This window comes from Alistipes montrealensis, assembly GCF_018362775.1.
Taxonomy (GTDB): Bacteria; Bacteroidota; Bacteroidia; order Bacteroidales; family Rikenellaceae; genus Alistipes; species Alistipes montrealensis.
Map to the genome: position 1 here is coordinate 609,920 of NZ_JAGYXY010000003.1, position 17,823 is coordinate 627,742.

The following is a 17,823-nucleotide window of genomic DNA, read 5'->3' on the forward strand; positions in this document are numbered from 1 at the left end:
TTATCAATTAAAATGTAAGATTTGCACCTACAGTAAAACTCCGCATGCGCGGATAAGAACCGGCATCGAGTTTCGGCAAGAGGTCAGCATAGATACCCGAACCAACGCTCGTATCCGGGTCATAACCGGTATAGTTGGTGAATACATAAGCGTTACGCACGGAAACGAAGAGCGAAATCTGGCTCATCTTCAGGGCTTTGACGATTTTGTTCGGCAAATCGTAGCTTAACGAGATATTGTCGATTCTCAAATAGGAAGCGTCCTCGAGGAAACGGTCCGTACAATACTGCTCCCATTGCATTTTGGGCATACGGAGCTTACCATTCTCATTACCCTTGATGACAACCTCACCCGTGGTGGTGTCATAAAGGGTCGGCCACCAGTGGTTGCCGGCTGATGCCAGCTGGTTGCGACCACCGTTACTGTTGAGTTGGGTAAGGCTACGGGCCGTGGCATTGAATATCTTGCCTCCGAGGCTGTATTCCAGACCCAGCGTGAAGGTGAAGCCGTAGAAACGTACGACATTGGTAAGACCACCCGTAAATTTAGGTTGCGAATTGCCTAGAATTACACGGTCTAATTCGTTGATTGTACCGTCGTTGTTGCTGTCGACGAATTTGGTGTCACCGGGACGCATATCGTCACGCAAAGTCACCATCGAGGCATAGGTGTCAGGCAGGGCATCTATCTCGCGTTGGCTCTTCCATACACCATCGGTGCGATAGCCATACCAATTACCAAGCGGCAAACCTACCCGAAGAATACCGAAATTGGTACACTCTGATGCCGAGCCGGGGCTTAGAATCATTTCGTTAGCCCCTCCCAACGAACGAACCTTCGTACGGTTGAAAGCGATATTCGCACTGATTCGCCAATTCACCTTTCTGGCACTGACAATCAAGCCATTGAGCGTAATCTCCAAACCCTTGTTGTCCACAGAGGCGATATTGCTCCAACTGGTATTGTAACCGAAATGGGACATCTGCGGCTGCTCGAAGAGCAGATCTCGGGTCTGCTTGTAGTAGAGTTCCACAGTACCCGACAAGCGGTTGTTGAAGAATCCGAAATCCAAGGCTCCGTCATACTGTACGGATGACTCCCACTTCAAATCGAAATTTTCGGGACGGTCGGTTCCGATACCGTACCCCGCGTTGCTGCCATCCTCCGGATAGAGTACTCGCGACATAAGGTCGAGGGTCTGAAGGTCCGGAATCGCCGCATTGCCTGTTGCACCCACCGAAAGACGGAGTTTCAAATCGGAAATGGCTCTGACATTGCGTAACCACCGTTCGTTTGAAATTCTCCACGCGAAAGCTGCGGAGGGGAACATACCCCATTTATTGCCGCTTCCGAAGCGTGAAGCACCGTCGTAACGAATCGTGGCGGTAAAAAGATAGCGGTCGTCATACGAATAGTTGGTACGTCCGAGGAAGGATACCATTCGTGACTTTATGTTGTTCGTCGTGGGCGGCATGGCTATCAGACCGTCCTGCAACGAACCGGTATTAAGACCCTCCAGGACGAAGTTCTGCACTTCGTTGTTGAGTTGCTTGCTCTGCGACTCCTCCATGATGAAACCGCCCATGATGTCGAACTTGTGACGTCCCCAACGCTTGGGAGCATAGGTAATCAGGTTCTCGCTGTTCCAGGCGAATGCCGACCTGTTGTTGACGATTGCCTTACCATTCACGTTACGGCCTCCGGCAACATCCTTGGGGTAATACTCCTCATTACGACGCTCGTTGAAATCGAGGTTACCGGCAATACGCAGTTTGAGATCCTTCGTGATTGCCGCTTCGACATAGGCACGCAGAGTGGCGCTGGTTCGTTTCGTCTCACGTTTGATTCGTCGTGCCTGATAGAGAGGGTTGTTGTTGATGAATTGGTCCTCGTTACCCTCCGCTTCCCAGTCTCCGGATGAGAGTTGCTTCGTGGGGGCCTGATTCAACATGTTCATCGTAACACCGGCGTTACCATTAGCAACACCGTTCTGTGCAGAACGCATACCGTTGATGTTCAATCCAAACTTGGAACCTCGTTTGTTGAGCGTACGTTCGTAGTTGGCACGGAGAGAGTAGCGCTCGAAATCACTGTATCGGATACTTCCCGGTTGGTTGTAGTAACCGGCCATAACGGCATAGTTGTTATTCTTGTCGCCACCGGTCAAATTGACACGATAATCCTGAATCACCGTATTGCGCAACATCGCACGCTGCCAATCGGTATCGATATAATTCGACGTAGGGTCGTTGTACATCTCCTTGTTGGACGACCATCTGCCTGTCGTGTTCCACTTCCAGTAGTTACCATCTCCATCCTTGAGAATACGGAAAGCCGAAGTGCCGAAATTTTTATTCGGCTTGTCGTATTTGAGATACTCGAAATCTCCCCAACTGAGCATCGAGGCAAATTCGTAGGAGTTCATCATGTCCAATAAACGTACCGGCTGCTGGACGGTGACGTTGGCACTGAAGTTCACGCGGGCTTTTCCTTCCTTTCCCCGTTTTGTGGTGATGATAACCACACCGTTGGCTCCCTTTGCACCATAGATGGCGGTTGCCGAAGCATCTTTCAGAATCTCCATCGACTCGATGTCACCGGGGTTGATTTGTGCCTCTTCCATCATGATTCCGTCAATCACATAGATAGGAGAGTTGCTGGCGTTGAGCGAGCCTGTACCGCGGATGCGGATGTTGAGAGTCTCACCCGGAGCGCCATCATTGGAGAGAACCCGCACACCGGCAATCTGGCCACGCAGAGCATCCTCCATACTCGTAATCATCTTGTCAGCGAAGGCCTCCGAAGAGAGCGATGCCACCGATCCGGTAAGGTCACTGCGGCGGGCTGTTCCGTAACCGATTACGACTACATCGTCCAGACGGTTGTCGCTTTCGGCGAGTGTCACGTTCACAGTCGTGCGTCCTGCCACCTTTACGTGAAGCGTCTCGTAGCCGATAAACGAAAACAAGAGAACGGCATCTGATTTGGAAACTTTCATGGAAAAATCTCCCTTGTTATTGGATGTCACGCCGTTTGAGGTGTTTTCCTCAACGATAGAGACTCCGGCCATGGGATTTCCTTCCTCATCGACAACCTTACCCTTGACCGTCAACGCCCTTGTTTGGGCTGCGGCGGATAAGCCGAAGAGCACACAGCAAAGCAATAAGATTGCATTGCAGAGCAATTTTCTGCTCGTAATTGTAAAAAGGTTCATGTAGGTTAATTTAGGTTATGTTGGTTTGTTCTAAATGGGCTTTTTGCGTGTCTTCCACCATTTTCGCAGTTCGCGCTTCAGTTGTTTGACCAGAGATGCATGCTCCGAGGCTACATTGTGCCTTTCATTAACATCCTCGGCCAAATTATAGAGTTCCACCTGACTGCCGTCGGAATTCATCAGCATCTTCCAATCTCCGCGACGTATGGCCAGATGGGGACTGCGGTTATCGTTTTTGGGCCTGGCAAAGGCGTTGTTACGCCCGAAATCCCACATCATATCTTTTTGGCGCACAGCACCCTGCCCTGTCAGCGCCCGACTCATATCCTCGCCACAGGGCTTGTATCCTTTCGGCAGCGGAATGCCGGCCATGGCACAAAGCGAAGGGAAAAGATCGAGGGCCGTAACTACACTCGACGTATCTTTTTGCCCGGCCTTGACGGCTGCAGGCCAGCGCAGGGCAAAGGGCATACGGATACCGCCTTCATAAAGGGAGTTTTTCTGACCACGCAGTCCATTTGTGCGTACTTGTTGGAAACTCGGGGCAGGGCCGTTGTCGCTGGTGAAAATAACAATGGTGTTATCCGCTAGCCCCAACTTTTCAAGCCCCTCCATGAGTCGTCCTATTTGACGGTCATATTCAGCCAGTACTTTTTCAAAATAGGGTTGAGTCTCCCAATTTTTGCGTCTTCCCTCACCTTGCGCATCTTTTCCAAACACCCAGGGTGTGTGTACATCGTCTGGCCAGAAATTCACAAAACAGGGCTCTCCCTTATGGCGTTTAAGAAAGTCGAGAGTCAGATCAACAAAATAGGCTGTTCTGTCCCATCGCTTGATTTCGTCCGAATTCTGCCATATCCAGTTGCCGCTCGTGATGCGCGGATCGGGGTCGGGGCTTTCATAGGTTGATTTATACTCGTCAAAACCATATTCTGTAATCTGTGGAGCGTCTGTCACGTCGCGTCCGCCTCCCATGTGCCACTTTCCGAAATGGCCGGTGGCATAACCGTTCTCCTGAAACACCCTTGCCATCGACGGAGCATTTGAATCAAGGTAATCGCACTGCTCCATTGCCGCATTCTTGGCCCGCGTGGCAAGGAACGAATTGATGCCCCACTGAAGCGGGTATTGCCCCGTGGTGATACCTGTACGGGACGCAGAACTTACGGGGGCTGCGGAGTAGTATTGGTCGATGACTATTCCGGCCTGTGCAATCAGGTCGATATTCGGGGTTTTCACCCAGCCCGAATTGGCAAACGAGACATCACCAATGCCCATATCGTCGGTATAAATTATAAGCACATTGGGCTTCTCGAGAGGTTGCTTTTCCTGAGCAGCAAGCGTTGCAGGAACGGTCAGGCACATGGTCATACCTGTCAATCTGTTGAATAATACCTGGCTCATTTTCTCGGGTTTCAGTCGTTTTTACTTGAATTTATTTCATATTATTTGCGCTTGTTCCAAGCTTCCAAATTGAATTTTGATTCATCAATGCCAAGTTCATCCCTCTTGGCGGACAACCGTTTTTTCAGCTCGGCGACATGTTCGGCATAATCCGGATTCCCATAGATATTGTTCGACTCCGAGGGATCCTGGCTCAAATCATAGAACTCCCACGCATCAATGGGCGCATCCTTGCGGTTGTTTCCACCACCCAGGTCGTTGAAGTGTATCAATTTGAAGTTCCCGGTTATGATGCCGTCATGACGACGAACATTATGGATTGCAGGATAGTCCCAATAATGGTAATAGAGTTCGTCGCGCCAATCATCGGGAGCCTGTCCGTTGCCAAAGAGTGGCGACAGGGGAACTCCGCACATCCGGTCGGGGATATCGACGCCTGCCACATCGAGCAGCGTGGGAGCATAGTCGATATTTTGCACCAGGGCATCGCAACGGCTCCCCGGGGAGATATGTCCCGGCCAGCTGATTATGAGCGGAGTGCGGAACGACTCTTCATACATGAAACGCTTGTCGAACCAACCGTGTTCGCCCATATAGAAACCTTGATCAGAGGTATAGACAATCATAGTATTGTCGAGCAGATTGTTTGCCTCGAGGTAGTCGAGCAAACGTCCCACTTCATCGTCGAGCGAGCGCACGCAACGCAGATAGTCGCGCAGGTAGCGCTGGTATTTCCAACGTATCAACTCCGCACCTTCGGGACGGTTGGCCAAAAAAGCCTCATTGTCTGCACCGTAAGCATCCATAAAGAGTTTCTGCTCTTCGGGCGAAAGGCGTGAAAATTCGAGTGCAAGGTCATTCTTCCTTTCATCCTTCGGCTGGAGTTGCCAGACTTTCAGGTCGCTTGCGAGCGTCATCTCCTTTTCGATGGTCATCGTCTGCGTGCGTGCGGCATCACAACGGGTTGCATAGTCGTCGAACAGGGTCGCCGGTTCGGGGAAAACGGTATCGGAATAGAGGTCGAGATACTTCATCTCCGGACACCAGTTGCGGTGCACCGACTTGTGATGCACCATCAGACAGAAGGGCTTGTTTCGGTCACGTTCTTCAAGCCAGTTTATGGCATCGTTCGTGATTATGCTGGCAACATAACCATCTTCGCGTACAAATCCGTTACTCTCGGGAGTGCGGAATTCGGGATCGTAATATGTACCCTGTCCATTGAGGATTTTATAGTGATCGAAACCGCGCGGATCGACATTGAGATGCCACTTGCCGAAGAGTGCGGTCTGATATCCGGCTTCGTGCAACAGAGCAGGGAATACCGGCTGTTCGGGGTCGAATGTCGAGCGTCCCAACTTTATCTGACCGTGCTGATGGCTGTAACAGCCTGTAAGCAATGTGGCGCGGCTGGGTGAGGAGATTGAATTCTCAACATAAGCCCTCGTGAAGAGCATTCCGCTGGCTGCCAGACGATCGAGATTGGGCGTCGGAGCCACCTGGGAAACGGCACTGCCATAGGCACTCAAAGTCTGATAGGAGTGGTCATCCGTCATAATATAGATGATGTTCACCTTGTCAGAGCTATCGTCTGCTGCTGTATTGGAGCAGGATGCGAGGCCGGCAACAAGCGGAGATATCATTATCAGTTTACGGTTCATGTTATATAGGTATTTTTAAGGTCTATTTTTTGCCGTCAAGCAGTTCTTTTGTAATCTCGTACATCGTCTTTCCTTTGTAAGGACCATCTTTACTGGTGGAAACGGCGCTGGCATCCCACGAATCCTGAATGATGGGATAGACAAACGTGAAGTCCAACTCCGCCTGAGCAGGATAGATTGTTTCGCTGTAAATCTGAGCCTGCCTGTCGGGAGAATTGAGCCTGAAAGCATCCATGGCTCCGGGATAATCGATATACATGAAATACTCTTTCAGATTAGGATATCCCTTAAGCATATTCAATGCGTCCCGGTTTATCTCCCATCTGTGTTTGTCGATATTGAAATCAGCATAATCCAGTTGAGGATCATTCACTCGGTACAAACCGGTCAGATTCACCCCTATCTCCTCATAACCGATCTTGCGCAAGCGTTTGAAAAGGCGTGCCCGCTCCTTGGGTGTAATATCGATCTCTTTGCAATAGATGTCCCAGACATCGAGATTAATGTTACGAATGGGTTTCACAAGAGGAAGTTTGTAGAGCAACTCGGCCGCCCTCCAGAAATAGGCTGCGCCACGGTCGTTCTGTAGCCATTGCAGATTGAGCTTCGGGATAATATGACAACCTTCTCCTCCGGCCAGTATCGCCGCATTGAGGAATTCCAGTACAGTCATCGGTTCACAACCCTCTCGAACAGGAACCAGCCCGTCCGGGTCGGGGTAGCCCGTGATAAAACGCTCCAGGCAGTCTGGATTCAGCTCCTCTATCATTTCCAGAATATCCTGCGCTGTGTAGTCCTTCGCCAATCCGTGTGCCTTGTTGGCCATCCAGTGATTCTTCGCAAAGGGGTCTGCAAGAGCTATAAGGCGAATATATCTCTTCTCATGGCTCTTTTTTTGCGGTTTTGCAACCTCTTGGGCGGTAACTCCATTAAGTTGGACAAGCATTATACAACTCATCGCAATCAGTTTCAAAAAGTGTCCGACACGTCTCATTTTCGTATAGTTTTTCAAGTTGGTATTCTGTATTTGTGAACCATTTTGCCTTATCGTACGTATAAGCATTATGATCTGAATAGCACGGAATAAAAAAATATATCACTGGTGTATTGAAGCCAGTGATACAAAACTATAAATAAGAGGGGTGCTTACAAACGGTCGCAAAAAGTAAGTAAACGCATGTACAATACAATGCTCTGATTACACGCATATTACACACATAACACAAGAGGGTGTTGGTAAATAGCAAGCCTCGATGTGAGTATTGTTGCACGCTCGGCCGATGGGAGGGGAAGCCCATTACAAGCGTATGAGTCAGTCACGCTTCAGCCATCGGCTTATAAAGTTACGGGATGACCGAGGAGCAAGACCAATCCGCATAATGTCTTCATCAAGGGTTTGTGGATTTTTGGCCTTCATACGCATTTGACTGCGATTATTATAGACCGTGCGGATGGCGTAATGGAGGAACAGAGCTATCTTCTCGGTGTCAGTTATTCCCAAACGGATAACTGCGGCAATACGTTGTTCCGTGGTCAATTTTTCGCCACTCGGTTTTTGGTCCTTATCTTCTTCCATATCAGTCATCAACCGATTGAACTCTTCGGGGAAAGAGGGGAATATATGGAGAATCGTGGCATCGAATTTACGATACAACTCTTTCAAGTGTGCTGTTGTATTGAGTGCCTCATCGAGGAATTGTTCCATCGTCGACAAATTGGCCGTCTTTACCAACTTGAAGGATTTCATTCGGTAGGAGTTCATGCGGGAGAGGTAGTTTGAATACTCCTCGATGAATACACCTAAATAGACCTCTTTTACACGGTTCGCTTCGTCAAGATTGCGCTTCGTAATCAGCAACTTGGAATATTGCGAACTGACAGCCATCAGAGAGAAGAGAAGCAACACTCCGACAACACCTATTATACACAGGTAAACAATCACCTCCTGCTTTTGGTGGATAATCTTTTGCTTATACGATTCATCCGTCAATACAAACATTTTTGCCGCTTCCTGAGCCCTGATACGGGCGCTGCTCATGATAGCATCCTCGATTGAACACTTAATATAGTAATAGCCTCGGTCTATATCACCATCGTTATACATGACCGAAGCCAGATGTTGCAATGACTTGTAACCGCGCACGCCGTTTTGAAGGTCGGCAATAGCGGAACGGACAAGGTAGCGTTTGGTATTAGTTGCATCACCCATAGCCTTGTAGCACGTGGCTATCTTGTAGGCCAGTGTGCCGGCTCGCTTTGAAAGCGGATTGAGTTTGTTGTAATTTTCAAGAAGGAGGTCAAGACCTTTTTCAGGATTTTGTTGTGTCAGAAAACGGTCTACACGAAACAGTAACCCATCATTAGGATCGATATATGTGAAGAGCGAATCCCTGTAGACCTCAACCATCTTATTATAGTGCGTATCATATTCGTTACTACTGGTATTGTCTCGTAAAAACGTATAATTCGTGATGCGCTCTGAAAGATATTTCAGATAAAGCGGTCGCGGAAGTTTGTGCTTCATGACCTCATTCAGGATCTCAATCGATTCCTTCAACTGACCGGTGTAACGCAGCAAACTGGCTTGGTCGATCTGTGCAGAGAGAAGATATTCGGGATTCGTTGTTTTCAGCAACTTGCCTATTTCACACATCCGGACCACATAATCCATCGCATAATCGTTCTGAAAGTCGAAATAGTCGTTGTATATGCTGTGACACAGGTCATACTGCCTCTCTATTCGTGTTTCTTTGGCAAGCTTTCTTTTAAGAGAATCGATACGGTTTTGTCGCAACTGTATATAAGTAGACTTGTTTTTAATTGTTGCATCCAGCACTATAAGCAGTGAATCAATATCCTTATCATCTGCGACACGTCGGTTTGCCATGCCGTAGAACAAGGCAGAACCAAAGGCAACCAATAACAACAATACTATAACTACTTTCGTTCTCATAGATAATTTGGCAATGTCGAAATATATAATTCAGAAACCCGTCTTCGGTTCTCGCCCATAAAACGGTCGGGATTGTGTTGGGCAACACTACAAAGATAACTATTTGTTCTAATAGAAAAGGACTTTGAAAGTGCTACGTTGCATAAAAACTTGAACTTTGAGGATTTGTTAAACGTTAAGTCAAGTTATTTGGTATGCGGAAATTCAATGCAAGAATCTGAAAACAAACACCTTAATGCAAATCAAAGCATTTCGGGCAGGTAACGGATAAGTAACACAACTTACCGTTAAACCTGCCCGCATTTGCTGTTTTATTGCTCGGAGCATATGCAGAACAGGGAATTAAACACCAGTAAATAAGACATTTACGCCCTTATACATAATACTTCTCCTACTAAAACCGAACCTTTCGTTGGTACGGCGTCCATAGTGGTCAAAGCAATGCTGGAAGGCCCATTCTTTCTGTCTCTCCGAGATCGGCGCGAGACGCCGGCTCAAGGAGTAGATACGCTGCTGAAGTTTCGTTTTCGCTTTCATGTCAGAAAAGGCTGGCTTGTTCGACTTTCTCGGCGGGTTCCGGCTGCGCGACCAGTTTCTTTTTCTTGGACTGCGTAAGTTTAGCGTAGGCCTCGTTCTCGGCACGCTTCATAGCAGCCTGGCGGGCCTGCGCCTTTTCCTCCTCGGTCAGCTCGACGGCATGGTCGATGCGAACATCGCATTGCAAGGGTTTGCCGATGTCGATGTTTTCCTCGTCAAAATAGTGGACAGCCATACTGAAGATCTCATCATCTTCAAAGCCCGCGCACTCCGACTGCTTTACGCAGTTCAAAATGTAGGTAATGCAGTCGTCGATCTTCTTGTTCGGATTCCAGAATTTCACGGCGAACCGCTCATCCACTTCGGACAATTCTTCCAAATACGCTTGAATGCGTTGCTTGAATCTTTCAGATCCGTTCATACGATATGTGCAGACTTTATCCTCCTGCGCTGGAGTTCAAACTGCCTGAAACGCTCAGAACAGTGATGCAAGCACAGCCGATCACGGCGAACTGGAGCAAGGAGACGGAAGGAAATATTTGCCGACGGCGTGCCGTCGGGCGCAGCGGACCAATATTTCTGCACCGGACCTCCGGACGGCCAGCCAGTGCTGGCCGATCCTTGCGTTGTCGCCGCGATTTCGGCTACCTTCGCATCTATGTTGTGAGTGAGTAATACCGCTCTCCCCCGGACGACGAGTTCGCTTGCCGATCGCTGTCGGCCGCGAGCTGGGCACGGCGGCATGGTCGCCGGGCTGCGCGAGTTCAGGGGGCTCAGAGGCCGTGCATTAGGATCGCTGATCCGCAGGGCGATATAGTCGGTGATCCTCCGGCAACCGGTCATAGCCGGGTCCGCTTTAACGCGGATTTATTACAAAAGAAAATAAATTTTGGCTACAAAAAAAGCGTAGATAATTTTATCTGCGCTTCATAAAATATCACATACCATCTGTCTTGAATACCATTTACAGATAATCAGACTAACATTTTATATAAAAAAGATGTTTCACGATTGTTTTACGGATACAAAATATTCAAAGCAGTAAAATATTGATTATAAACTATATATATATTCATTTTAAGCTCTACTATGGCATGCAAGAGGTCACCAGTTCGACCCTGGTATTCTCCACGCGTTAAAAAAGACCATCTTTCGATGGTCTTTTTGTTTTTACGCCATGCAGAAATCAAACTCCGGTTCTGAATCTATCGAAAAAGAGCTTCGCAGCAATACAATCGCAACAAAATATTCGTATCTTTCGGATAGTACGAAACCCTCGGCGACGGATGCCGACGGCAACAGGCTTTATTACCTCGATTCTTTGGTATACAGTTCCCGGAACGGAGATTTATCGTTGGAAAGCCCAGCTTTTAACGGCGGTCGTTTTTCGGTCACTTCCATCGGAATCGAGTCTCAATCCGGATTTATACAAAAAATACGAATAAGATGAAAAAACACGCTTTTTTCTTACTGTGCATGGTACTTTCAAGTTGTTGCAAAATGCCGAATTTCGTCGGTAAAACGTATATACAACCCAAAAACTGGCAGAGTGAACTGACCTTTTTATCCGACAGTACCGTTTCATATCATCGGGAATATGGATGGGGAGTACCAAAACAGGAAGGCTTTGCAAAATGGGAAGTTATCGATAACAAACACATCAGGCTGACCTCGGACTATACGCACCAGAATATCCCGATAGATGTCACCGAATCAAAAAGCCCGGTCGATAGTCTTCAATTTATTTTGATGGACAAAGTGTATCCCGACATAACAATATGGCTATGCGTCGGAGATGAAAAATATAAATTCAACGGCCAGCAATTAGCTGTCTCGCTACAAAATATTTATGATTTTCAATCATTCAATCTCGTTGCTGATGCAAATACGGATAAATATGCCCCACTTCTGAACAACGATCAGATCCGAACCGCGATATATACAGTTCGGAATCCTGGTAACAACCTGTTTAAAATAACGTTACCTCTTTCGGATAGTCCGTGGATAGATGTTTTTTACTATCAAGAATTAAACTATGTTTTAAAAATCAAAAAATGCAAGGGATTTCCGAAATGGAAGAATCCGCCTTTATGGAACCGGCATCTGGAGTAGGAATAGCGCCTCTTCAACACATAAATCGGAAAAACGAATCCTGCCGGAATCGGCAGGATTCGAAGCGCAGGAACGAAGTCATTAACAGAACCAGGCCTCGTTCAGGGGAATCGTAGCGACCCAGACACCCCAAACGATAACATAGTATAATACGACAAGATATCCCTGTTTCAGCCGTAAATCGACCGGTTCATTTTGCCATCTGGATTTTACAGTTTCGCCCCGTTTGCGAAAAAAGGCCCCGAACGGAAACCACAAAAGTAAAATAAAGTGGCCAAAAGTCCCTGATATCCACCACATCCAATTAGGAAACAAGAGGGTTCCATAGGTGCGATTGTATATAACGACGCTATATCGACAATCAATGCACCTAACGTTATATCAATCGATTTTTCTACATTCAAGAATAAGAATCCTGCTGAAAATCAGCAGGATTCCAATCTAACGGTATCACTTATAGAAATCAAATGCTTCTTTCAATGCTTCGGCAAATTCTTCATGAGACGCTTCCAACGGGCGTTTTATCGTACATTGATAAGCGCCTCGTTCTTCCTTTTTTGCCGAGAAAACATCTATACAGAATTCTTTATCTGTCAAATAAATCTTCAAAACTGCTGATGATGCTTTCTGTAACCCCAACACGCTAGGCCACAATTTAACCTCCGTTTTAAACCGGGCTTTCAGTTCTTGTGTCGCATTGTCATAAGTCATACTCCGACAGTATCGCATCAGGTCCAATGCTTCATGGATCAACGTTATACAATCCGTAGAGACCACATTGAATTTCTTCGCCGGTAAACCTAGAATATAAAATCCTCGTTCTATCGTATTCTTCGGGAATAACCAATACAAATTATTTTTTGTATCTCTATATAAGGATACGGATTTTTGAACATAATTATCAGCCATAATAAGTCAGATTATTTTATAAAATTAATCGTCATGCTAATATTATTTTGTAAAGCGTATTTCATAGCCCGCTAATGGAAGATGCCTCATCGTTATCCACCCGAAAGAATCATTGATACGAAAGATCCTTTTCAGGCTTACGCCGTCTTTGCACAACGGTTCCACGGTAGGCAGAAGCGAAAAATAGTGATTACGTCACTTATAGAAATCAAATGCTTCTTTCAATGCTTCGGCAAATTCTTCATGAGACGCTTCTAAGGATCGTTTTATCGTACATTTATACGTGCCCTGTTCTTCTTTTTTCACAGAGTAAATATCTATGCTAAATTCATCATCCTCACAATAAATCTCCAATATTGCCGATGATGCTTTCTGTAATCCCAAAGAACTATACCATAATTTGGTCTCTTTTTTAAATCGCGCTTTCAACTCTTGCATTGCGTCATGATAAGTCACACTCCGGCAATATTGCATCAGATCCAACGCTTCATGGATCAACGTCATACAATCCGTAGAGACCACATCGAATTTCTTCGCCGGTAAACCTAGAATATAAAATCCTCGTTCTATCGTATTCTTCGGGAACAACCAATATAGATTGTTTTTTGCATCCCTATATAAGGTTACGGATTTACTAACATAATTATCAGCCATAATAAGTCAGATTATTTTATAAAATTAATCGTCATGTTAATATTATTTTGCAATGCATATTCCATAGCCTGCTGAATTTGCTCCCATTGAGCAGCACTACCGCTCCCTGAGGGCAATGCCAGATCCAACTGTTTCCCAACAATCTTGCTACCTCTGACATTAATGGTCCTCCAAGTAGCTCCATTGAATCCGACTAAATCATCTATATACCTTTTGAGTGTATTAAACACCCTGTTTGAATTTTGGTATGATTTTGCATTCAAGTCCAGACTTTTGATACTTGTCGCAATACCTTTCTCAAACTTATCAATAACCGGGAAATTATTTCCCCAGCCGCCCAATTGCTTTTCTATCGCCCAACCTCGTTCAAAAGGATGCAATTTCCATACGCTGGATGAAGTTGAAGTCGCCAATCTCCGGACCGAATGCATCGTCCTTTGAGGAGCCTCGCCTGCACCCATTGCGATCCCCAAAATTGCGCCCATATTATCCGGAGAGAAAATGCTCATCATAGCCTTGCCCTTTTCCTGTCGGGCTTGGTAAGCGGCATAATTGTCCCTGATTTCACCTACCGTAGCATCATCCGAACCTAAATAGTGATAGCCAACGGACGACAAATCCTGATCACCGGGGATATTGACAATATCACCACTTCGACTCGCAACGTAAAAACCAATCAATCTCCCCTCATAATCAATATGATTTATGGGATTTCCCGCACAATAAGCATACGGACTGACCGGATAATATTTCTCTGCGAGCGGATCGACAGATAACCATTTGCCATAACGGGGCTGATAGAAGCGAGCTCCGTAATCGTACAGGTTTATTGCGTCCTGGGCCTGCCACTCCTTTCCGTTGAACAGGTAATTATTGTCAGAAACCGGATGCCCGGCGTCGGTCCATGACATGCCGTAAGGGTAATAATCGAATGTTGCATCGACCTGCAATCCGTCGACGACCACACGCGTACTGCCCAGGTGATCCTGCAGAAAATACAACGGCACAGCCTGCCGGGAACCACCTCGGTCCACACCCCGAAAACGACCGGAACCGAAAGGTGCGCTCTCGAAACTCCGCAAACCTTCATTATTGCGATATACCAAAGAACCCACATAATCGTAGCCCAGATCGTAATTACCGATCAACCCGCATTTAGTTCCGTCGGCCAGATAAGTATAATAATCGACTGCAGTCTCGCCCTCTGTCTGGATTGTAGTACGGGACACCAAATTAAGGAAATTATAGTTCAATTCCAAATTATTATATTCATCCCGGATCAGATTGCCGCGTTCGTCGTAACTCAGCGGATAACTGGTATCATCGTGAGCGTGATCCGTCAACCGCCCGGGTCGATTTCCTGCCGTAAAGGAGAAATCGTCGATACAATCGCTGTCACCGTTATAACGCCGGACGGCCTTTACATTCCCATCCGGATAATAATCGAAATATTCGCAGTAATCATCCCGTTCGGGAATATCCATTCCGCCGCTGTACAAATTCGAACTCAACAGCCGGTCCTGTCCGTCATATTGGAAAACGTAGGCATAGCTCGATTTATCCCTGTGCTGCCACTGAACACCCGCTATGTTTCCGGAATACAGGGGCAATGTGGGTAGTTGTCCCACCGTGTCGTAGTAGATCAGTTGCTGATCGAAATAATCGCTTCGGCGACGGGTTTGCCACCCCTGCAAATTGTAATCATACGTTTCGGGAATTACATTGCCGTCGACGTAATAGATTTTCCGCTCCAACCGCCCCAGGTCGTCGTATTCGTAAGAAACGAGTGAATTACCGCCATTCCGCATCTCGGCCGACTCCTGAGTTATACGGTTCCGGGAATCGTATGTGCAGGATATTCGTATTCCGTCGTCGAACTCTCCGTCTTTGGTATGCAGTTCATCCGAAACCAACGTATTACCCACAAAATCGTATTTATAGCTCGTGCGCAAAATACTCCCAAGGTGGGTTTTCTCGACCCGTTGGACCACACGGCCCTTATAATCGTAATAATAAGCCCGCTCCACATATTCCGGCAATTCCGGCAAAAGCGTACTGTCCCGAACCACCAGTTGTTTTTCATAGGTTTTCAGGCCGCGAACCTTTTCACTCAAATCATCCTGAGAAACAACCCCTTCGACAGGAAGAAAAGCCAACTCGCCGCTTCGCACGGTTCCGTATTCATAGGAGGAAATCAGCGTTCCTCCAAAATTCAGAATGGGATGCTCGCCAGGAGCACAGCGCGACAACGAATCCATCATCGAATCATAATTATACCAGATACCGGGTTTGGCATATATGTTCGCTATCCGGCCGAAATCATCGTATTCGTATTTGAAATGCGTGCCACGGGTTCCTTTGTAAACAATCCGGTCTTCGTCGTCGTAAATATCGATTTCATCCCGCGCACCGAGGATTCTCCGTTCTGCAATATGGCCCAAGCTGTCGTATTTATACATAAACCCGGTACTGACCGACGAAAGCCGATCGAGAACGTCGTAAGCATAATGGACATCGCGAACCGTATTTCCATTCGCATCCATTTCCCGCTGCACACGGATTTTGTCCGTCATATCTTTGAACTCAGCAGACATTTTACCGTCTTCATTTTTTACGACATGTTTCAACAGCGCATTTGCAGGGTACGGATTACCGGCCATATCGCACACTTCGTTTTCAGCGTTAAATCCATACGAATGCTCCGCATATTTCGCATGATCGCGGAACACCCGGCCGGCATTCATCGCCCGTAGGATGCGGGCGCGGGAGGAAGCCTCGAATTCATTCGCGACATACGCATATCCGCCTTCTTCCGGGCCATACAACTGATCGTAAAATCCGGGCTGCGCCTCTTCGGGATTATCCCCGATCAAAACACATTCGGCCTCGACGGCATAAGGCAGGCAGACGCGCACCTCGGGATTCAGCATATTGTCATAATAGATGGGCGTCACAATATTTTTGAAACCATCTCCCGATGCCCGGCCGAGAACGGTTTGAAGCGGATAACCGAGGCCGTTATAATACGTTGCATCGACAATATAATCCCCGCTATCCGATGTAAACGAATAAGCTCGCACATAATTCTCAGACTCATGCGGATCTTCGCTGTCAAAATCAGGCAACCGAACAGGCATCCGCGCCTTACCGATCATTTCCAGTTCTGCAAAGTTTTCCATATCCTGATAACGGGCCAGAACCGTATAGACGTTCGTAGTATCCACCCCCTCGAAACGCAACGGCTTGCCCGTTCCTTCGAGGGTGCGGATTCTCGCTCCCGCATCGTCGCGCAAATAATATGTAACCGCAGGCTGTGACCCGCTGAGACAGACCGTCAAGGCCGTACGACCGGCATCCGTCCGGGAGGTAACCCGGTATGGAACCAGGACGCCGCCTTCGGGTTGAACGAATTTTATCGTCGTCTCGAAATCCCCGTTTTTATACACAAACTGCGTATCTCCGATACGCGGACTGTCCGAAACGTTAGGTCCGCATTCGATCCGGTAATACATTCGCGTATGATCTTCACTGAATCCGACAAGCGCAAACCCGAGATATTCGTTCCACAAATTCGTAAACTCCCCGGAAAGCATTCCCATGTAAAACTCGGTTACTTCGGCTGGGATCTCCTCCTTTGCTTCGAACATTCCGGAATATACCCCTCCGTTGGCCGGAAGTTCGATTTCCCCCGTCATCGAGCCGGATCTAAAAAAATTCGGAGAAAAGATAACGGCCTCATAGGCATGGACCACTCCTTCACACCATGAAGCTCCGTTTCCTACGACATACGTGCCGGGGCAATCGATTACGCTAAAATAGAAGGTCTTCTTATTCGCATTCTTCGTTTCGACCTCCAGCACCTCAGTCCCCTCACACCTGTAAAGCGTATACCATGCACCAACCTCCGCATCGCTGACAATGATATTAAACTGCTGCCCCGGAAACATATTTTCACAATTATCGCCCGAAATCGTTCCCTGAAGGGTTTCACCACCCTGCGACACGACGACAGCATCACGATCTTCGGCTCCACGGAACGTAATTTCCCGCCGGAATTCCTCGACTGTGATGGCTCCGATTTCGAGCCGGGCTTCATAGTTTGCATAATCGGAGGAGCCTCCGGCTTTGCGCACCTGCGAACAGACGATTCCGGATGACCACACATGTGTGTTAATAATATTCTGGATATCGCTGCCGATCTGAAAATCCTTCTCCCGGGTGACTTCAAAGGACATAACCACCGTACCACCGGCCCGGGCCACGAAAGGAGGCGACACATCGATGATATGGGCGATATCTCCGAATGTAAACGAGAGATTTCCGGCAGATACGATTGAATGCACGAACAGGAACAAAAATAAACTTACGATCTTTTTCAT

The 17,823-nt window shown here is 47.3% G+C and carries 10 protein-coding genes; 1 reads left to right on the forward strand and 9 read right to left on the reverse strand.

Features of this window, described 5'->3' with window-relative positions; all coding sequences use genetic code 11:
• Positions 1–7: 7 nt before the first annotated feature.
• The 6 genes from KG007_RS08685 to KG007_RS08710 form a co-directional block, all read right to left on the reverse strand.
• On the reverse strand, positions 8–3,214 hold the full coding sequence (locus KG007_RS08685) for a SusC/RagA family TonB-linked outer membrane protein (RefSeq protein WP_213348204.1): 3,207 nt from the start codon (positions 3,212–3,214) through the stop codon (positions 8–10).
• A gap of 30 nt (positions 3,215–3,244) precedes the next feature.
• Positions 3,245–4,618 carry a sulfatase family protein gene (locus tag KG007_RS08690; RefSeq protein WP_213348206.1) on the reverse strand — a complete coding sequence of 458 codons (1,374 nt, stop codon included), beginning with the start codon at positions 4,616–4,618 and terminating at the stop codon, positions 3,245–3,247.
• Between the two features lie 41 nt (positions 4,619–4,659).
• Positions 4,660–6,279: a sulfatase family protein gene (locus KG007_RS08695; RefSeq protein ID WP_213348208.1), complete on the reverse strand. Its 1,620-nt coding sequence runs from the start codon at positions 6,277–6,279 to the stop codon at positions 4,660–4,662.
• Positions 6,280–6,301: 22 nt separating this feature from the next.
• Entirely contained in the window at positions 6,302–7,273 is a 972-nt protein-coding gene (locus KG007_RS08700; RefSeq protein WP_213348210.1) for a radical SAM family protein, read from the reverse strand.
• Positions 7,274–7,591: 318 nt separating this feature from the next.
• Positions 7,592–9,232, reverse strand: coding sequence for a DUF6377 domain-containing protein (locus tag KG007_RS08705; protein ID WP_213348211.1), 1,641 nt, complete (start codon positions 9,230–9,232; stop codon positions 7,592–7,594).
• 538 nt (positions 9,233–9,770) lie between these two features.
• Positions 9,771–10,190, reverse strand: coding sequence for a PcfK-like family protein (locus KG007_RS08710; protein ID WP_213348213.1), 420 nt, complete (start codon positions 10,188–10,190; stop codon positions 9,771–9,773).
• 1,025 nt (positions 10,191–11,215) lie between these two features.
• Between KG007_RS08710 and KG007_RS08715 the strand changes: the two genes are divergently transcribed.
• The gene (locus tag KG007_RS08715) at positions 11,216–11,881 is read left to right on the forward strand and encodes a hypothetical protein (RefSeq protein WP_213348215.1); all 666 of its coding nucleotides are present in this window, start codon (positions 11,216–11,218) and stop codon (positions 11,879–11,881) included.
• Positions 11,882–12,331: 450 nt separating this feature from the next.
• Here the strand turns inward: KG007_RS08715 and KG007_RS08720 are convergent, their stop codons facing one another.
• The 3 genes from KG007_RS08720 to KG007_RS08730 form a co-directional block, all read right to left on the reverse strand.
• On the reverse strand, positions 12,332–12,790 hold the full coding sequence (locus tag KG007_RS08720) for a hypothetical protein (protein WP_213348216.1): 459 nt from the start codon (positions 12,788–12,790) through the stop codon (positions 12,332–12,334).
• A 195-nt stretch (positions 12,791–12,985) separates the two neighbouring features.
• The gene (locus tag KG007_RS08725; RefSeq protein WP_213348218.1) at positions 12,986–13,444 is read right to left on the reverse strand and encodes a hypothetical protein; all 459 of its coding nucleotides are present in this window, start codon (positions 13,442–13,444) and stop codon (positions 12,986–12,988) included.
• 11 nt (positions 13,445–13,455) lie between these two features.
• Complete coding sequence (locus KG007_RS08730) at positions 13,456–17,823, reverse strand: DUF6443 domain-containing protein (protein ID WP_213348220.1); 4,368 nt, start codon at positions 17,821–17,823, stop codon at positions 13,456–13,458.